The sequence below is a fragment of the Sedimenticola hydrogenitrophicus genome (genome assembly GCF_029017505.1).
Classification (GTDB): Bacteria; Pseudomonadota; Gammaproteobacteria; order Chromatiales; family Chromatiaceae; genus Sedimenticola; species Sedimenticola hydrogenitrophicus_A.
The window spans coordinates 86,351-104,499 of the sequence record NZ_JAQGEI010000008.1 but is presented as its reverse complement, the minus strand read 5'-3'; the positions used below and the strand labels follow the sequence as shown (position 1 = coordinate 104,499).

Below are 18,149 nucleotides of genomic sequence, written 5' to 3'. Positions count from 1 at the left end.
GCGCAAGAATAATTCCGTAGTACCGAGGGCGTTCCTGGGCCCCGCTGGCAAGGCACGCTTTGCAGGCAATGGCTGTTCCCTTGCCAAAAAGCGTAACGCCGCCAGCGGGGTCCAGGGGCGACCGAATACAGGAACTTATTCTTGCGCGGGCCCTTAGCATGTCCGTGCCGCTTGCACAGCCGCTGCCACGCGATCCCGCGGTTGTTTATACTACCTGGCATGGAACTCATCGATACCCATACCCATCTGGATGATCCCAGCTTCACTCCCGACTTTGAACAGGTGCTGGCGCGGGCCGCAAAGGCCGGGGTCGGCACCTTGATCGTACCGGCGATCCAGGCCTCGGGCTGGGCGGCGCTACGTCAGCTCTGTCAACAGCATCCCCAGCTGCGCCCGGCCTACGGCCTGCACCCGATGTTCATGCCGCGGCACAGCGAGCGGGAGCTGAGCGCACTGGCCGGCTGGCTGGAGCAGGGCGATGCGGTAGCCGTCGGCGAATGCGGACTGGATTTCCATATCCCGGACCCCGACCGGAAGCGGCAGCAGCAGTTCTTTGAGGCGCAGCTCGAATTGGCCCGGAATCACCACCTGCCGGTGATTGTGCACGCCCGCAAGGCGGTTGAGCAGGTGATCCTGACACTCCGCCGTTTCCCCGGGATCAAGGGCGTCCTGCACAGTTTTTCCGGCAGCCGGCAGCAGGCCGAGCGGCTGATCGACATGGGCTTTATGATGGGCTTCGGGGGACCGGCCACCTATGCCAACGCCCACCGCCTGCACGGCCTGATCGCCTGGCTGCCGGTCGGCTCGTTGCTGCTGGAGACCGACTCCCCCGATCAGCCCGCCGCGCCACATCGAGGGGAGCGCAACGAACCGGCCTATCTGCCCGAAGTGCTGCTCGCCATAGGCAACCTGAAGGGGATTGCGGCGGAACAGCTGGCGCAGCAGACCAGCGCCAACGCCCGCTCATTATTCAATCTGCCGGCTACTTCAGTCCACTGAGTATGCGGATCAGATCCATGGAGGCGGTGAAGAAATCATCCGTCGGATGTTCATCGCAATAGACCTGAATCCGGCGCATGGCCCCCTTGATCTCGACCCCTTTCAGCACATCACTCCCGGTGGCCAGTGAAAGCCCGGTCACCAGTCCGGTCAGCCAGTCGCGATAGTGGATATACTCCGCTATGTGGTCGCCTTGCCCGTTCTCCCAACCCTCGAACACCAGGTTATAGTGATCGCAGCCCTTCACCCCGTAGCCCAGCACCTGGGGTCTCTGCTGTGCCTGCAGCGGCAACGCGGCCAGCAGCAAGCCGAGAAATAAATATCGCACCATCAATAGAAACTCCTTCCCTGTCGATGACAGGCTCCATCAAATATTCTTGGGCAGCATAAAATAATTGAATTCAACAAAGCGGGATTATGCCCGTCATATATATTAGTATTTAATCATCCTCTTAAGCAGCAATCCTGAGGCAATCCACCATGATCTTCGACAACCTGACATTCGCCGCCCTGGCCCTGTTCGTGCTGATCTCCGCTTTTCTCATCGGGACAAAAAATCGCAGCCGCCGCGAGGATAACAAATCATGCCAGGACCCGGCTGAAAAGCATACCGAGCAGTAGACCCCACTGGATTTAAATCCCGCGATCCCGGCGCCTGCCTGCCACTGTCGCCGGAGCGTGAACCCTATCCCACAAAATACGGCACCATGCACGGCACACCCGCCGCCCCTGTCACAGAAAATGAATAATCCCCATCCACATTGATGCAGTTCACGTACCGCCACCCGGAGAGCGGCTAGCTTACAAGCTACCGAAAACCGATATCCGTATTTCATTTTCCTGGAAATGTCGCTGTGCAAGGATATCCCGTTCATGAGGGTATCAACATGTACGCACCCCACGGCCAACACCCCATCCGGCTTGCTCGGCTCAGCCTGCTGATCTGCTTCCTGTCGCCGGCGGTGCTGGCCACCCAGCTGGACGACGGCAGCGCTGCATGGATGGCAAACCGAAGCCTGGAAGCGGCCGGCAATGGACTCATCTACTCATTGACGGTGATCGACCGGCAACAGCTGATCAAGGACATCCAGGCCCTCAGCCAACAGTTGAAACAGCGTCAGGAAGATCTCAGCGATACGATCCAGAAGAACAGTTTTACCGCTACCGACGCCCTCATTGTCGCGGCCATGCCCGGCGGCCTTATCTACGCCGCAGTGAAACGGCAACGCTCACGGCAGGCGGAAAAGGAGCTGGACCAGGTCAACAGTCAGCTGGACAACCTGGCGGGGTTCGGTCCGATGAAAACGCCGTCCGCCCAACAGGCGATGCTGGCGCTGCGATAATTCATGTGCAAGCCCTAAACCCTGTGTTGGGGTGACGCTCGTTACGCGATCCAACCCTGCCACGACACCCACTCGACCGGCGCAAATACCTGATGGATAAAGAGGGTGTAATCACCCGGGCATCCGCTATGCTTAAACACACAGCAGGATGGCAATACCATCGGCGACAAGATCACCCCGGAGCGATGGATGGCACAAAAAAAAAGCGGCACCTGTGGTCTGCATCTGATCAACAACGATCGGGACTGCAACTCCTGCTCGCTGCCCAGGAAGTGTATCGGCACCAACCTGGATAGGAGCCAGACCGACAGTATCACCGGCATCATCCGTAAACGCGGTCCCTACAAACCCGGTGAAACCATCTTCCGGATGGAAGACCCGTTCAAGTCCATCTTCGCCATCCAGTCCGGCTCGGTGAAACTCGAATCCTCCCTGGATGACGGCACACCGGTGATCCACGGTTTCTATTTCAGCGGTGAACTGATCGGCATCGAGGCGGTGGGTGATGTCCAATATCAGAATGATGCCGTGGCACTGGAGAACACCTGGATCTGCGAACTGCCGTTTCAACAGATCGAGACGCTCTGCAGCCAGATCCCCGAGCTCCAGCATGAAATACTGGAACTGCTGGGCAAACGCATCCGCTACACCAACCGGACCATCGTGCAGGGACGCTATCTCAGCGCGGACCGGCGCTTTCTGCTGTTCCTGAACGATCTCTACCAACGCAAGGGCATCATGACCAGCGACGGCAGAAGAACCGTCACCCTGCCCATGACCAAGGGTGATATCGCCATCCATCTCGGTCTGCGGCCGGAATCCCTCAGCCGGGCCCTCTCCAGGCTGCAGGAGGCGGGGATTATCCGTAACCGCTCCCGGGAGATCGAGATCCAGGGTAACGAAGAGGTGTTGCTCTCCGCTCTCTGGGTTTGACGTCGCAGGTTCGAATTGCGTTTTCGGAAACAAAAAACCCGGACGCGGGGTCCGGGTTTCGAATAAGAGTGGTGGGCGGGATGATTCGGTCGCTGCGCGCCCTCACGCAGCTCCGCTGTCGAACCTGGCTGTTTGAAGTCGCAGGTTCGAATCGCGTTGTCGGAAACAAAAAAACCCGGACGCGGGGTCCGGGCTTCGAATGAGAATGGTGGGCCGTGTAGGATGATTCGGTCGCTGCGCGCCCTCATGCAGCTCCGCTGTCGAACCTGGCTGTTTGAAGTCGTAGGCTTGAATCGCGTTGTCGGAAACAAAAAAACCCGGACGCGGGGTCCGGGCTTCGAATGAGAATGGTGGGCCGTGTAGGATTCGAACCTACGACCAATGGATTAAAAATCCACTGCTCTACCGACTGAGCTAACGGCCCCAACAAAGCGCGGGATTATACATTACCCGTTGAACCAGTCAACGGGTAATGCCCGGCTCAGACGGCTTCCAGCTTGCGCAGGCGCTCCGGCAGCAGTTTAAGGTCCACCAGGCCGGTCAGCAGCGCCTTGAGGAAGCTGGCCTCATCCTCATACACCAGCTTGTAATACTGCACCTTCATGGTCAGGGCACTGCCCAGGATAATGGAGCCCAGCGCCAGGAACGAGCCGATCGCCAGGGTGGAGGTCCCGGTGATGCCCTGGCCGATGGTGCAACCCATGGCCAGTACGCCGCCAAAGCCCATCAGGATGGCGCCGATGACATGGGTGGTGAAATCCTTGAAGTCGACGAACCACTCGATGCGGAAACTGCGGCTGATCAGGGACCAGAGCAGCGAGCCGGCCATCACCCCCAACAGCGCCATGACCCCGAAGGTCAGCAGATTGGACTTGAAGCCGGCGGCGGCGTAACCCAGGGTCTGCCCCATGGGATTGATGAAGGTGAAGGACTGGGTACTCAACGGACGGCTGTCGGCGGGTTTACCTGCGGCGGAGTCGGCCAGGAAATCCCACTGCTGCACATAGCCACTGAGGGAATGCAGCTCACCGTCCAGATCGATCTTCACGTTGGCGCTGACGTACCAGGCTGCCAGCACCGCCAGCCCCACGATCAGCCCCCCCAGGATATTGTCGAAGTTGCCGCGGAAATCGGCCGACTTGAAGACATAGACCAGCAACAGCAGGCCCAGCCCCAGGCCGATCCCCAGGCGTGCGCCGGCGGCGTCCTTACCCATCACCACCGAGCCCAGATCCTGGGGTGTGCTGAGCGTCACCGAGAGGGGACGGATCCAGTCATAGAACAGCACCGACATCAGGGTCTGGTCCGAGCCCGGGAAGGGATTGACCATGAAGAAGGCGATCACACCGATAATCAGCAACACCACGACCGATTTCAGGTTGCCGCCGCCGATGCGGACCAGGGTCTTGTTGCCGCAACCGGAGGCCAGGGTCATGCCGATGCCGAACGTCAGGCCGCCGAGGATGTTCTCGGCCCAGATCAGCTGATTCGCCCGGTAAGGGGGGAAAGAGCCGCCCGGGTTGAGCAACCCCAGGTATTCGAGCACGGCAACGCCGACCATGGCCACGGCAATGGCCAGGAACCAGGCGCGCATGCGGCCCGTATCGCCCATGTTGACCGCGTCGGAAACCGCGCCCATGGTGCAGAAGTTGGTCTTGTTGACCACCACGCCCATGATCAGGGCGATGATGAATGTCGCCCACAGCAGGAACGACTGGGCCGCAAAAAAGGACTCGAAAGCCATGATGTACCTCCTCAAACCTCGGTGTCGGCATCTTGGGATGCCTGTCATTTTATTAGGCCGGCGACGGCCGGAGGGGCAAGATTAGCCTATAAGTGAAAGATGATCTACTGGGGTTTATAGCAATAGGGCCGGGTTTATTGGTAAGGCGTCGGGTCGGCCACCCCGGCCTCGCGAAAACCCTGGGCGCGCAACCGGCAGGAGTCGCAGCGGCCACAGGCGACACCGGCGGCATCCGCCTGATAGCAGGAGATGGTGAGGCCATAATCCACGCCCAGTCGGCTGCCGGTCTGGATGATTTCCGCTTTTGTCATGTCAATCAGCGGGGCATGAATCCGGAACGGCTGCCCCTCCACACCGGCCTTGGTGGCCAGGTTGGCCAGTTTTTCAAACGCCTCGATGAACGCGGGGCGGCAATCGGGATAGCCCGAGTAGTCCACCGCATTGACCCCGAGAAACAGGTCGCGGGCGCCCAGCACCTCGGCCCAGCCCAGGGCCAGGGAGAGAAAGATCGTGTTGCGGGCCGGCACATAGGTGACCGGGATGCCCTCGCCCTCCGTCTCCGGCACCGCGATCGCACGGTCGGTCAGGGCCGAGCCACCGAAGGAGTCCAGGGCAATGGGGATCACCTTGTGTTCCACCACCCCCAGGGCATCGGCCACACGCCCGGCCGCCTCCAGCTCCACGGCATGGCGTTGACCATAGGCCAGGCTCAAGGCATGGCAGGCATAACCCTGCGCGCGGGCGATGGCCAGGGCGGTGGCGGAATCGAGCCCGCCGGAGAGTAGGATTACCGCTTTTTTCATCACGTCACTTCAATCGGTCAAGCTGGAATGCGTCAGGTTGGGATTATTGTAACAACTCACTCGGTCTGTAAGTGATTGGCCTGTCTTGCCGGCCTCACACGATGGCTTGTCTCCTCGAATCCGGCCCCTTTTTCAGCGCCTGCCCAAACTCGCTTCGCTCAAACAAGGGCAGGCTTCAATCTGAAAAAGGGGCCGGATTCGAGGCGCCACCAAGATCGGCCAACAAGGCAGGCCAATCACCCCATGAGTAGTTACGGATTATTTACCGGCAACATCGCCCCACAGGTATTTGTGCAGCTGGATCTGGAAACGCACGTTCAACCGGTCCCGCAGGATCCACTCCGCCAGTTGCGTGGCGTCCTGCAGGCCGAGTGCCGGCGAGAACAGCACCTCGCAGCGGTTGTCGAGATCCCAACTGCGCAGCTGTTCGCAGGCCCAGGCATAATCGCCCGCATCACAGATGACGAACTTGACCTGATCCTCCGGTTTCAGCCACTCGATATTGCTGAACAGGTTCTTTTCCGCCTCGCCGGAACCCGGGGTCTTCAGGTCCATCACGTTCACCACCCGGGGATCGACCCGGGCGATATCCAGCGCACCGCTGGTCTCCAGCGATACCCGGTAACCGGCATCGCAGAGCGCCGTAAGCAGCTCCAGGCATGCCGCCTGGGCCAGCGGCTCGCCCCCGGTCACGGTCACATAATGGGGCGCATAGGCGGCCACCTGTTCCAGCACCTGCTCAAGCGTCAGCCATTCGCCCCCCTTGAAGGCGTAGCTGGTGTCACAGTAACCACAGCGCAGGGGACAGCCGGTCAGGCGCACGAACACCGTGGGAAGACCCACGCTGTTCGACTCACCCTGCAGGGAATAGAAAATCTCGGTGATGCGCAGTTGCGCCATGTAAAGCCGTCCGCCAAGCGTGATCTAACCAGTATAAATCGTTCAGTGTCCCTCCGCCTGCATGCGGTCGAGGCGCTGCGTGGCCAGGCGGCTGGCGGTGGAGCTGGGATAGAGCGTCACCAGGCGCTGCAGGATATCACGCGCCTCGCTCCACTGCTGTTTCTCGTAATGGATAAAGCTGCTCTTCAGCATCGCATCCGGCACCTTGCTGCTGTTGGGATACTCATTGACCACCTTCTGAAACCCCTCCAGGGCCACATCGAAGTCCCGGGTCACATAGCTCGCCTCGGCCAGCCAGTACTGGGCATTATCGGCATAGCCGCCGGCACCGTAACGGGCGAGAAACGCCTGAAAGGCACTGCGCGCCTCGTCATAGCGACGCTGCATCAGCAGACTGAATGCCGCCTTGTAATCCCGCTCTTCGGCGACCGTATCGATCGGGGCGGCCAGTGCCGGTTGCGGGGCAGGCACCTCGCCCGTGTCGGCTGTGGCGACAGGAGGAGGTTCGGCCGCCGGCGGCGGCGCGCTCCCCGATTCGGCATCGGTCCCCGGTGCGCCGGGTGGCGTCTCGGCCGCTACCACCGCCCCGGCGTCCGGAGGTGTCGCGGCCGGCGGCGCCATCCCGGTCGTCGGGGCGCTGCCGTGGGCCAGCTGGTTGATCCGCTGATCCACATCCAGGTAGAGATCGCGCTGCCGCTTCTTGAGGGCATCCATGGCGTGATTCTGCACCTCGATCTCGCCACGCAGCTGCTGCACCTCACGTTGCAGGGCATCCACCCGCAGGACCAGATCCGCCATCGCCGCCAGTTTGCGCTCCAGCAGCTCTATTTGCCGTGCCTGGGCCTGCTGCGGGGTCAGTTTCTCTGCCCGCTGTTGTGCCAGTGCCGGTTGCATGACACCGATCAGAAACAGCGCGACCAACAGGCCGAACGGGGTTCTGGTCACCATTTTTCTCCCAATAGGCATCATCAATAGACGAATTCAGCGCGCCGGTTGAGTTCCCAGGAGGTCTCGCCGGAGCCCATGGCGGCGGGTCGCTCCTCGCCATAGCTGATGGTGATGATCTGGTTTTCCGCCGCTCCCTGCGCCATCAGCAGCCGCTTGACGCCGTTGGCGCGACGTTCGCCCAGGGCGATGTTGTACTCCCGGGAACCGCGCTCGTCGGCGTGTCCCTCAATGGTGACGGTCACGGCCGGATTGGCGGCCAGGTAGTCGCCATGGGCGGCCACCACATCACGGTAATCGGCGCGCACCTCGTCCACATCGTAATCGAAATAGATGGTCTTGGTGTAGAGCAGGCTGTCGGGATTCTCCAGCGGGCTGCCGCTCCAGGCACCACCCTCCTGTGCACCGGAAGTCTGGGCACCATCGGCTGAGCCATCCTGCCCCCCTTCGGTAATGGGGGCTCCGTCTTGGGCCTGTTCGCTGCCCGTCATACCGGCACAACCGGCCAGCAGCAGCGATAGAGCCAGTAAGGGGGCAAACTTGAGCGCTTTCAGTTTCATGGGTTTCTCCTGTTGGTTTTGGTATAGGGTGACCAGACCGGCTCACGGACATCCCCCTCCTGGAGGGCCAGCCGTTGGCGGATGCGGCCATCCACCGAGACCGCGGCGAGTTCTCCCTTGCCGTTGATCTTGGTGGCGTAAATTATCATGCTGCCGTTCGGGGCAAAACTGGGGGACTCGTCCAGCCGTCCCTCGCTCAGCACCTGCAGGGCGCTGTTGGCCAGATTCAGCACCGCCACGCGGAAGTCACCTCCCTGCCGGGTCACCAGGGCGACGGACGCGCCATCCGGGGCGTAGGAGGCGCGGGCGTTATAGTCCCCTTCAAAGGTGACCCGGCTGACCTTGCCACCGAAGGCGGGAACCCGGTAGATCTGGGGCTTCCCCCCGCGATCCGAGGTGAAGATGATGAAGCGCCCATCCGGTGACCAGGCCGGCTCCGTATCGATGGCGTAGTGGTTGGTCAGACGGGTCAGGGCATTGGTGTTGATGTTCAACACATAGATTTCCGGATTGCCGTCCCGGGAGAGGGTCAGCGCCAGCTTGCGGCCATCCGGCGACCAGGCCGGCGCGCCGTTGATCCCCTTGAACGAGGCGACCTTCTGGCGCTGGCCGGTGAACACCTCCTGGACGTAGATGGAGGCCTTTTTCTGCTCGAACGATACATAGGCGAGACGCCGCCCGTCCGGCGCCCAGGCGGGGGACATCAGCGGTTCGGACGAGGTGACTATGGTCTGGGGGTCGAAGCCGTCGGCATCCGCCACCTTCAGCGACACCTCCTGGGAACCGTCCGCCTTGTTGCTGGAGACCACGTAGGCGATGCGCGTATCGAAGGCGCCGGGCTGCCCGGTGAGCTTCTCGTAGATGATATCGGCGATGCGGTGCGCGGTGGAGCGCAGGTCGCGGCTGGTGGTGGGGAAGTTGTAGCCGGCCAACTGCTCGCCCTTGAACACATCGAACAGCTGGAAGCGCACCAGGTAGCCGCCCTGGCCGTTTGGCCGCACCTGGCCCACCACCAGGTTGTCCATGCCGAGCACCTTCCAGTCGCGGAACTCCACATCGCTATCCGACTGCGGGCGGGCCAGCATATCCTTCACCGGCAGGGCGGAGAAACGACCGCTGCGTTGCAAGTCGTTGCGTACGATCTCGGCGATCGCACCGCCGACATCGGCGGCGCCAGGTCCGGCGCCGGGACCGGCCCAGGCGAACGGCACCACAGCAATCGGCAGCGCCCCTTCGGCGCCCTCGGTGATCTCGATGGTGAGGGGTGCCGCGCCGGCGTTGACAGCCCAGCACAGCAGCAGGATTAAACTCAGAAATCTTTTCATCATAGTCATTACTTGTTCGGATCAAATTCAAAGTTGATGTCCCGGAACTGCTCAAACAACGTCCCGGTGGGAACCGGCAGCGGATCCGCCTTGAGTACCGCCGCCTCGGCCGAGCGGTCAAAGGCGCCGTTGCCGCTGCCGCGGATCACGCTCACCGCGAGCACGCTGCCGCCCGGGGCCAGGCGCACCCGCAGGGTGCACTTGAGGCCCTCACTGAAACCGGCGGGACGCAGCCAGGCGCGCACCACCTTCTGCGATATCTGGAGGATGTAGCGATCCCTTTCCCGTGCATTGTGCTCCGCCTCCATGGCCGCCAGCAACTCCGTCTCCCGCGCCTTCTGCGCCGCCTCCGCCTGGCGTTTCTTCTCCGCCTCGGCCTTGAGTCGGGCCTCTTCGGCCTTGCGCTGCTTCTCCGCCTCGGCCTGGCGTCGCTGCTCTTCCGCCGCCTTTTTAGCTTCCGCCTCCTGGCGTTTTTTCTGTTCCGCTACCCGCTTGGCTTCCGCCTCCTGGCGCTTCTTCTGCTCCGCTACCCGCTTGGCTTCCGCCTCCTTGCGCGCCTGCGCTTCCGCCTGGCGTTTAAGCTCGGCGGCCTTATGCTCCTTCTCGGCCTGCAGACGCTTCTGTTCCGCGGTTTTCTTCCGCTGCTCCTCTTCCAGCCGCTGCTTTTTCGCCACCTCGCGTTTGCGATCCTCGGCCTGCCGCTGCTTCTCCAGTTCCGCCAGATGCTGCCGCTCCTGTGCCTGCTGGCGCTTCAGCTCCGCCAGCCGCTGCTCTTCCTGTTCCCGCGCGGCCCGCTTGGCCTCCGCCTGGCGCGCTTCATCCTGCTGTAGCCGCTGCACCTGCTCACGCACCTTGGTTTCGTCGATCACCCGCGCCTGTACCACCTGCACGGTGGACGGGGGCTGCACCGGTTTCTCCAGCCAGTCGACCCCCACCACCATGAACAGGAGTATCGCCAGATGCATCAGCAGGGCGATCACCGCCGCCAACGGATTGCGCTTGAGAATCTGCAGCATACCTGGGTTATCGCTCCGGATTCTCGGTGATCAGGCCGACATTGGGCACACCGGCCTGCTGTATCAGTACCATCGCCTCCACCACCCGGCCATAGTCGACGTTGCGGTCGCCCTTGACCATGATCGGGGTCTTCGGCTTGTAGCTGATGATGGCGGCGATGCGGGTGACCAGGGTTTCCGGGTCCACCGGCTGCTCCTTGGCCTCGCCGACATCGATGAACATCTCGCCCTGGCTGTTCACCGACACCACCACCGGGTCATCCACCTCGGCCGGCAGCGGCTCCGACTCCGCCTGGGGCAGATCCACCTTGACCCCCTGGGTCAGCAGCGGGGCGGTGATCATGAAGATCACCAGCAGTACCAGCATCACGTCGATATAGGGGACCACGTTGATCTCCGCCATGGGCCGGCGGCTCTTTTTCTGCCGGCTCATCGCCCGTCCCCCCTTCCGCGAGCGCGATCAGAATCAAACATGGGCCTGGCGCTGCAGAATGGTGGTGAACTCATCGAGGAAATCCTCGTAGCGTCCGTTCAGCCGCTCCACATCATTGGAGTAACGGTTGTAGGCGACCACCGCCGGAATCGCGGCGAACAGGCCCATGGCGGTGGCGATCAGCGCCTCGGCAATACCGGGCGCCACCAGGGAGAGGGTCGCCTGCTTGACATTGCCCAAGGCATGGAACGAGTTCATGATGCCCCAGACGGTGCCGAACAGGCCGACATAGGGGCTGGTGGAGCCGACCGTGGCGAGAAATGTCAGATTATTCTCCAGGCCATCCATCTCCCGGTTCATCGCCACGTGCATGGTGCGGCGTGCCCCCTCCACCACCGCCATCGGCTCGATTTCGGGATTCTTTTTCAGCCGAGCAAACTCGCGAAAACCGGCATGGAAGATGGTCGCCATGCCGGTGGCCAGGGCGTCCTCCCGGTCCAGCTCCCGGTACAGCTCGCCGAGATCCCCACCGGACCAGAAGCGCCGTTCAAACGCCTCCGCGGCCCGCCGGGCGCGCTTCAGCACCCGGGAACGGTCGAATATCATGGTCCAGGAGATGAGCGAGGCGAGCAGCAGCGCCGCCATCACCAGCTGCACCAGCGGACTGGCACCCGCCACCAGGGAGAGAAAAGAGAGATCTGTTGCCATTATCCTGAGATCACCGATAGAAGGACTTGGGGGATAGGGGTCGGACGAAAGCTGCGCGCGTCAACGCAGGCGACCTTGATCTCACCATCACACAGCACCCTGCCGTCGACTGCCGATCGGATCTCCTGCCGGAACACCAAACTCGCCTTTCCCCTGGAAAAAAGTTGCACACTTACCTGTAGCGCATCGTTGAAACGGGCGGGTGACCGGTACTCGATACCGACTTGGCGCACCGCGAACAGGACGCCCTCTTTTTCGCGCAGCGCATCCTGTTCAAAACCCAGGCTGCGCAGCCATTCGGTGCGACCCCGCTCCATATATTTCAGGTAGTTGGCATAGTAAACCACACCACCCGAATCCGTGTCTTCGTAGTAGACCCTAACCGGCCAGAGAAATTCCTTCACGCCTGTCACAATTTAACCAAATACCGAAACTCCCGGCCATGCGGCGGGTATACATCGCTCGCCGGGACGCCGGGCATGCTCAAAACAGCGTGCCCAATTCGCCCGGAGCGGCCGCGTCGTCCCTCGGTTGGAGACCGAAATGGAGATAGGCGGCATTGGTTGCCACCCGGCCCCGTGGCGTGCGCATCATGAAGCCCTGCTGGATCAGGTAGGGCTCCAGCACGTCCTCGATGGTGCCGCGCTCCTCGCCGATGGCCGCCGCCAGGCTGTCCACCCCGACCGGGCCGCCGTCGAATTTGCTGATGATGGCGTTCAGCAGCTTGCGATCCATGATATCGAAGCCGTTGCCGTCCACCTTCAACATGCTCAGGGCGTCGTCGGCCACCGCGCTGGTCACCTTGCCCTGTGCCTTCACCTGGGCAAAATCCCGCACCCGGCGCAGCAGCCGGTTGGCGATGCGCGGCGTCCCCCGGGAGCGCCGGGCGATCTCGGCGGCACCGGCGGCATCGGTCTCTATATTCAGTATCCCCGCCGAGCGGCCGACGATATGGGTCAGATCGGCAGTGGAGTAGAACTCCAGCCGCTGCACAATACCAAATCGATCGCGTAGCGGCGAGGTCAGCAACCCGGCACGGGTGGTGGCGCCCACCAGGGTGAACGGCGGCAGCTCAAGTTTGATCGAGCGGGCGGCCGGCCCCTCGCCGATCATGATATCCAGCTGATAATCCTCCAGTGCCGGATAGAGTACCTCCTCCACCACCGGGCTGAGGCGGTGGATCTCATCCACGAACAGCACGTCGTGGGGTTCCAGATTGGTCAGCAGGGCCGCCAGGTCGCCCGGTTTTTCCAAAACCGGTCCCGAGGTCTGGCGCAGATTGACCCCCATCTCGTTGGCGATGATATGGGCCAGAGTGGTCTTCCCCAGCCCCGGCGGGCCAAATATCAGCACATGGTCCAGCGCTTCCTGACGCGCCCGGGCAGCCTGAATGAAAATCTCCATCTGCTCCCGGACCACCGGCTGGCCGACATAATCGGCCAGTAACCGGGGGCGGATGGCGCGGTCCAGGGCGGCGTCGTCCGCGCCCGCCTCGGCGCTGATAATCCGGGCATTCTCATTCATGGCTATTTTGTCACCACCGCTCGCAGGGCCAATCGGATGATCTCTTCGCTGGAGAGTGCCTCGCACTCCACCGAACGTATCATACGGCTGGCGTCGTTGGGTTTATACCCCAGGGCGATCAGGGCGCCGATGGCATCCGACACCGGGGTCTCCACCGCGCCGCCGGCGGGACGCGCCCGGGACAGCGCCACCGCCCCGGTGGTTGCGATCCGGTCCAGGCGGTCGCGCATCTCGACGATCAGCCGTTCGGCCGTCTTCTTGCCGATCCCCGGCAGGCGCACCAGGGCGGCGGTATCGTCGCGCTGGATACAGAGGGCGAACTCATCGGCGCTCATCCCCGAGAGTATGGCCAGCGCCATCTTGGCCCCGACCCCGCTCACCTTCAGCAGGCTGCGGAACAGGGTGCGCTCGGATTCGCTGGCAAAGCCGTACAGCACATGGGCATCGTCGCGGATCGCCAGGTGGGTGAACAGGGTTACCGGCTCCCCCTGCGGCGGCAGATCGTAGAAGGTAGACATGGGCGCCTCCAGCTCATAGCCCACCCCACTCACGTCCACCATCAGAAACGGCGGCTGTTTGTAGACCAGTGCACCACGCAGCCGGCCGATCATCGCCACCCTCCCCGTTTGGAGCGGCCGATCAACTGCAGCGTGCTGTTGGCATGGGCGTGACTGATGGCCACCGCCAGGGCATCCGACTGATCCGCCGTCAGCGGCCCGTCGAGCTGCAGGATATGTTTTATCATGTGTTGCACCTGATCCTTGTCCGCCCCGCCGGAGCCCACCACCGCCTGCTTGATCGCCCGGGGGGCGTATTCAAATACCGGCAGCCCGGCCACCACACAGGCGCAGATGGCGGCCCCGCGCGCCTGTCCGAGCTTGAGTGCCGAGGCGGCATTCTTGGCCATAAAGACCTGTTCAATGGCCATCTCCGCCGGCTGATAAGTGGCCACCAGGTCGCTCAGCCGACGATAGATCTCACCCAGACGCTCGGGAAACTGTTCATGGGCGATGCGGATACAGCCGCTGGCCACATGGGCGCTTCTGATACCGTCACTCTCGATGATGCCATAGCCGGTGATGCGGGAACCGGGGTCTATCCCCAGGATGCGCCGTTTGCGGCCCAACGCCCCGCTCTGCGCGGTACTGTGATTTGTGCTTTTGATAGGCGCTTCCGGTAGTTGTCAGCGGCCGCGTTCGCGGCCGCCGGAGGGACAATCCCTCTCACTCCATGGCTCACTCCATGGTGGCCATTATCTCGTCCGAGATATCGGCGTTGGTATAGACATCCTGCACATCATCCAAATCTTCCAGGTGATCGACCAGCTTCATCAGCTTCTCCGCCGCCTCCTGGTCCAGCTCCGCCAGGGTGGAGGCGCTGAAGGTCACCTCGGCGTTGTCCGGCGTCAGTCCGCTCGCCACGATGGCATCATTCACTGCGGAAAACGCCTCCGGGGTGGTCATGATGTCGATGGAGCCGTCGTCATTGGTCACCACATCCTCCGCACCGGCTTCGAGCGCCGCCTCCATGATGGCGTCCTCATCGGCACCGGGGGCAAAACTGATGATCCCCTGCTTGTTGAACATGTAGGCCACCGAGCCGTCGGTGCCGAGGTTGCCGCCGTGTTTGGTGAAGGCGTGGCGCACTTCCGAAGCGGTACGGTTACGGTTGTCGGTCATGCAGTCGACAATGACCGCCGCCCCGCCCGGGCCGTACCCTTCATAGCGCAGCTCGTCGTAATTATCTGTATCCTCGCCACCGGCGCCGCGCTTGACCGCCCGCTCGATGGTATCGCGCGGCACATTGGCGCCGTTGGCCTTGTCCACCGCCAGGCGCAGCCGCGGATTGGTCTCCAACTCACCACCACCCGCCTTGGCGGCAACGGTCACTTCACGCAGCAGCTTGGTCCATATCTTGCCCCGTTTCTTGTCGTTGGCCGCCTTCTTGTGCTTGATGTTGGCCCATTTACTGTGTCCAGCCATAACACTCCTCTCAATATTCGGTCAGGCGGGAGTTTACCATCACCCGGGGCAGGCAGAAATAACAGGGCGGTGATTTCTCCCACAAACGCCCATAAAGAACTCGACCTCTATCCGGAATGGCACTTAACTTAAGCCAAGAACCACCGTCATCCCGGCGCAGGCCGGAGGAGTGGTGCAGGGATGCACCGTTTACGGACCTAAGGATGGCATCCAGACTGCTTAATGGCGGCGGTATTCCTGGATTATTCGCTTCGCTCACCCTTCGGCCGACTTTCAGTCGTTCAACGCGCTTCGCGCTTTTGTCCGGCCTGCGCCGGAATGACGAAAATCCTGCAATTCGCCTTAAGTTAAGTGCCATTCACCTCTATCCGGGAAAACGGCCATGACGCAGGAATTCAGCCACATCCGCCGCCACCGCGGCGGAAAACAGCATGCTCATATGACCGGTCGCGTGCAGTCGCCGGTCCGAGGCGGCGGGAATAACGGTCTCTTTCACCATGACCGTGCCGTCACTCACATCGTCAATGCCGCCCAGCAGGCGGCCAATGCCGAGCCCACTGGTGCCGGCGACCACCCCCAGCTCCCGCCCCCCGTTCCAGGGCGGCGCCCCTTCCACCAGCCCGCGCTCGCCGGCGCGTCCGATCAGATGCCGTCCCCAGGGGTGGTGCGCCAGGCGGCGCGCCACCACGCTGCCCTGCACCGGCGCCCCGAGCAGCACCACCCGTCCGGGGGGCTGATCAGGATAGCGGTCGAACAGGTTGAGCAGCACCAGCCCCCCCAGGCTGTGGGCCACCAGGTGCAGGCAGTCGTAACCGCGCTGGCGGATAAACCGGTTCAGCCGCTCCGCCCCCTCGGCCGGGGTCTGCCGCAGGGAGCGGTAGCGGAAGCGGTCCACTGCGAATCCATTAGCGGACAGGCGACGCCCCAGCCACGCCAATTCGATCCCGGTCATCCAGATCCCATGTACCAGTAAAATCCTGCTACAATCGCCCTCGCCACGCGTGTTACTCATCTCAATTCGGCATCCCTTGTTGCACCCGGGTCGTTCCGACGGCAGTTTAGCAGCAGGCCGGGCTCCCGGGGAGCGAATTTCCTGAAGGGACGTGGATGGGTCGGCGGCATATTGATTTGAATATTGAGCGTAACTACTCACGGGGTGATTGGCCTGCCTTGTTGGCCGATCTTGATGGCGCCTCGAATCCGGCCCTTTTTTCAGATTCAAGCCTGCCATTGTTTGAGCGAAGCGAGTTTGGGCAGGCGCTGAAAAAGGGGCCGGATTCGAGGAGATAAGCCATCGTGTGAGGCCGGCAAGGCAGGCCAATCACTTACAGACCGGGTGAGTAGTTACTATTGAGCGTTGTGGTTCACTATATCGACTCAATCTGACTCCGCCCCCGGTGCATCCGCCGGCACAGACAACCGATTTCCCGACAGGCGCTTATGGAAGCTGTATCCACGGACAACACACTGAACGGCTGGGTTGAGCGGCTGGGTCCGCTGGCGCTACCGGCAATGGCACTGACGCGGCAGCGGGTCATGCAACTGCTGGACAGCCCCAATACCACCCACGCCGATCTGCAGCGCATCCTCTCCCGGGACCCGGGATTTACCCTGGCCATTTTCCGCCTGTTCAACGCCCTGCCACAACCGCCCAGGGAACCGGTCAGCAACCTGGCACATGCCATCGCCCTGCTCGGCATCGAACCCACATCCCAGGCCGACCGGGCACTGCCGGACCTCCACAAACAGCTGTCGGCAGGGGCGCGTGCCGCCCTCTATGATTGCTATTCCCGGGCCGGGCACGCCGCCTGGTACGCCTACAGCTGGGGACACGACCTGCGCCTCGGCAATCCCGAAGAGATGGCCATCGCCGCCCTCCTGCACGAATTGGCCGAGATGCTGCTCTGGACATACGCCGACCGGCAGATGGGACAGCTAACCGCGCTGATCAGGCGCGGCATGCCGCAGACCGACGCCGAAGAGCAGGTGTTCGGCTTCAGCCTTCGGCACCTCAGCCTGCAGCTGGCCGAACAGTGGCATCTGCCGCCCCTGACCGCCCAGGCGCTGCAGCCGGTCGGCGCCTTTCAAGCCCGCTCCCTGGCCGTGATGCTGGCCTCGGCCCTGGCCAGGGAGACAAGTCACGACTGGCACAGCGAACAGAGCGGTGATTTGATCGAGCTGGCCGCCACCTTCAATCGGCTGGAACCCGACCCGGGGCGCGCCTATATCCACAGCCTGGCCGCGGGTGTGGCGAGAAACCTGAGCGGACTGCCGCTACCGTTGACCGTCTACGCCTTGCTGTCACCCCCACCCGCGGGACCATCCGGGCAGGCCGCCGCGAGCGCCCCCGCCGCCGCCCCGAAACCGGCAGCCCCGGCGAAACGCCCGGAAAAACCCCTGGCGCCGCCCACGTCCGGCGCCAGCCCGCTGCAGGAGCGCCTGTCCCGCATCTTCCGTGAGTTGCGCCGGACCGCCGGGGTCGAACGGGCGATGTTCGCCATGCTCACCCCGGATCGCAAGGCACTCAAGGTCAAATTCATCGTCGGGGCGGAGCCCGCCTCGCCCCTGAGAGAGTTCCACCATCCCCTGGTCGAACGGCATCTGCTGACCCTGCTACTGAGGAAAAACCAGTCTATCTGGCTGCACCAGAGCAATCGTGAAAAGCTGCTCCCCCTGATGGATAAGGCGCTGCAGACAACCCTCGACACCAGGGGCTTTTTCATGAGTTCCCTGGTTATCAAGAACCGTCCAATCGGCATCCTCTACGCCGACAGGGCCGACGATATACCGCTTGATATTCAAGGTTTTAACCATTTCAAGAGTTTGACCCAACGGCTCTGTAATGAACTCTCCCGGAAAACCTAGTCTAACAGGCGTACCTCCCTTCTTACCGGTCGTGGGGTAGTGTAGAATCCCTGTTTTTCGCAACAACCC

21 protein-coding genes and 1 tRNA gene are annotated in these 18,149 nt (G+C 62.4%); 5 read left to right on the top strand and 17 right to left on the bottom strand.

The genetic code is table 11. The features are described 5' to 3' along the window. The first annotated feature begins 201 nt into the window (after positions 1–201). The gene (locus tag O9K64_RS06760) at positions 202–999 is read left to right on the top strand and encodes a TatD family hydrolase (RefSeq protein WP_335342248.1); all 798 of its coding nucleotides are present in this window, start codon (positions 202–204) and stop codon (positions 997–999) included. Here O9K64_RS06760 and O9K64_RS06755 read toward each other — a convergent pair. After that, positions 983–1,330, bottom strand: coding sequence for a hypothetical protein (locus tag O9K64_RS06755; RefSeq protein ID WP_275097311.1), 348 nt, complete (start codon positions 1,328–1,330; stop codon positions 983–985). The genes O9K64_RS06760 and O9K64_RS06755 overlap by 17 nt on opposite strands. A 149-nt stretch (positions 1,331–1,479) precedes the next feature. Here O9K64_RS06755 and O9K64_RS06750 point away from each other — a divergent pair, with 149 nt between their 5' ends. From O9K64_RS06750 to O9K64_RS06740, 3 genes are all read left to right on the top strand, one after another. Beyond that, positions 1,480–1,620, top strand: coding sequence for a hypothetical protein (locus O9K64_RS06750; protein WP_275097310.1), 141 nt, complete (start codon positions 1,480–1,482; stop codon positions 1,618–1,620). A 233-nt stretch (positions 1,621–1,853) separates the two neighbouring features. Continuing rightward, a complete protein-coding gene (locus O9K64_RS06745) occupies positions 1,854–2,342 on the top strand; it encodes a hypothetical protein (protein ID WP_275097309.1) in 489 nt (162 codons plus the stop codon). A gap of 189 nt (positions 2,343–2,531) precedes the next feature. Next, entirely contained in the window at positions 2,532–3,275 is a 744-nt protein-coding gene (locus O9K64_RS06740; protein ID WP_275097308.1) for a Crp/Fnr family transcriptional regulator, read from the top strand. 348 nt (positions 3,276–3,623) lie between these two features. Here the strand turns inward: O9K64_RS06740 and O9K64_RS06735 are convergent. The 16 genes from O9K64_RS06735 to O9K64_RS06660 all read right to left on the bottom strand — a co-directional run bounded on the left by O9K64_RS06735 (position 3,624) and on the right by O9K64_RS06660 (position 16,227). Then, a tRNA-Lys gene (locus O9K64_RS06735) sits at positions 3,624–3,699 on the bottom strand. Between the two features lie 57 nt (positions 3,700–3,756). Continuing rightward, complete coding sequence (locus tag O9K64_RS06730) at positions 3,757–5,019, bottom strand: YeeE/YedE family protein (protein WP_275097307.1); 1,263 nt, start codon at positions 5,017–5,019, stop codon at positions 3,757–3,759. 134 nt (positions 5,020–5,153) lie between these two features. Further along, positions 5,154–5,822, bottom strand: a complete 669-nt coding sequence (gene queC / locus O9K64_RS06725; RefSeq protein ID WP_275097306.1) for a 7-cyano-7-deazaguanine synthase QueC — start codon at positions 5,820–5,822, stop codon at positions 5,154–5,156. A 258-nt stretch (positions 5,823–6,080) separates the two neighbouring features. Then, the gene (gene queE / locus O9K64_RS06720; RefSeq protein ID WP_275097305.1) at positions 6,081–6,722 is read right to left on the bottom strand and encodes a 7-carboxy-7-deazaguanine synthase QueE; all 642 of its coding nucleotides are present in this window, start codon (positions 6,720–6,722) and stop codon (positions 6,081–6,083) included. A 42-nt stretch (positions 6,723–6,764) separates the two neighbouring features. After that, positions 6,765–7,670, bottom strand: a complete 906-nt coding sequence (gene ybgF / locus O9K64_RS06715; protein WP_275097304.1) for a tol-pal system protein YbgF — start codon at positions 7,668–7,670, stop codon at positions 6,765–6,767. Between the two features lie 20 nt (positions 7,671–7,690). Further along, positions 7,691–8,227 (bottom strand): peptidoglycan-associated lipoprotein Pal, encoded by a 537-nt coding sequence (gene pal, locus O9K64_RS06710; RefSeq protein ID WP_275097303.1) that lies wholly within the window; start codon positions 8,225–8,227, stop codon positions 7,691–7,693. Next, positions 8,224–9,552, bottom strand: coding sequence for a Tol-Pal system beta propeller repeat protein TolB (gene tolB / locus O9K64_RS06705; protein ID WP_275097358.1), 1,329 nt, complete (start codon positions 9,550–9,552; stop codon positions 8,224–8,226). Before tolB ends, pal begins: the two co-directional genes overlap by 4 nt. An 8-nt stretch (positions 9,553–9,560) precedes the next feature. Further along, a complete protein-coding gene (tolA, locus tag O9K64_RS06700) occupies positions 9,561–10,568 on the bottom strand; it encodes a cell envelope integrity protein TolA (protein ID WP_275097302.1) in 1,008 nt (335 codons plus the stop codon). Between the two features lie 7 nt (positions 10,569–10,575). Further along, positions 10,576–11,001: a protein TolR gene (gene tolR / locus O9K64_RS06695; RefSeq protein ID WP_275097301.1), complete on the bottom strand. Its 426-nt coding sequence runs from the start codon at positions 10,999–11,001 to the stop codon at positions 10,576–10,578. Between the two features lie 33 nt (positions 11,002–11,034). Then, positions 11,035–11,709: a protein TolQ gene (gene tolQ / locus O9K64_RS06690; RefSeq protein WP_260291366.1), complete on the bottom strand. Its 675-nt coding sequence runs from the start codon at positions 11,707–11,709 to the stop codon at positions 11,035–11,037. Next, positions 11,709–12,113 (bottom strand): tol-pal system-associated acyl-CoA thioesterase, encoded by a 405-nt coding sequence (gene ybgC / locus O9K64_RS06685; RefSeq protein ID WP_275097300.1) that lies wholly within the window; start codon positions 12,111–12,113, stop codon positions 11,709–11,711. The genes tolQ and ybgC overlap by 1 nt, the downstream gene beginning before the upstream one ends. 79 nt (positions 12,114–12,192) lie before the next feature. Beyond that, positions 12,193–13,233 (bottom strand): Holliday junction branch migration DNA helicase RuvB, encoded by a 1,041-nt coding sequence (gene ruvB / locus O9K64_RS06680; RefSeq protein WP_275097299.1) that lies wholly within the window; start codon positions 13,231–13,233, stop codon positions 12,193–12,195. Between the two features lie 2 nt (positions 13,234–13,235). Beyond that, entirely contained in the window at positions 13,236–13,844 is a 609-nt protein-coding gene (gene ruvA, locus O9K64_RS06675; protein ID WP_275097298.1) for a Holliday junction branch migration protein RuvA, read from the bottom strand. Then, positions 13,841–14,359 carry a crossover junction endodeoxyribonuclease RuvC gene (gene ruvC / locus O9K64_RS06670; RefSeq protein WP_275097297.1) on the bottom strand — a complete coding sequence of 173 codons (519 nt, stop codon included), beginning with the start codon at positions 14,357–14,359 and terminating at the stop codon, positions 13,841–13,843. Before ruvC ends, ruvA begins: the two co-directional genes overlap by 4 nt. Positions 14,360–14,468: 109 nt before the next feature. Next, entirely contained in the window at positions 14,469–15,215 is a 747-nt protein-coding gene (locus O9K64_RS06665) for a YebC/PmpR family DNA-binding transcriptional regulator (protein ID WP_275097296.1), read from the bottom strand. 364 nt (positions 15,216–15,579) lie between these two features. Further along, positions 15,580–16,227 carry an alpha/beta fold hydrolase gene (locus tag O9K64_RS06660; RefSeq protein WP_275097295.1) on the bottom strand — a complete coding sequence of 216 codons (648 nt, stop codon included), beginning with the start codon at positions 16,225–16,227 and terminating at the stop codon, positions 15,580–15,582. Positions 16,228–16,655: 428 nt separating this feature from the next. Between O9K64_RS06660 and O9K64_RS06655 the strand changes: the two genes are divergently transcribed. Beyond that, a complete protein-coding gene (locus O9K64_RS06655) occupies positions 16,656–18,080 on the top strand; it encodes an HDOD domain-containing protein (protein ID WP_275097294.1) in 1,425 nt (474 codons plus the stop codon). Positions 18,081–18,149: the final 69 nt, after the last annotated feature.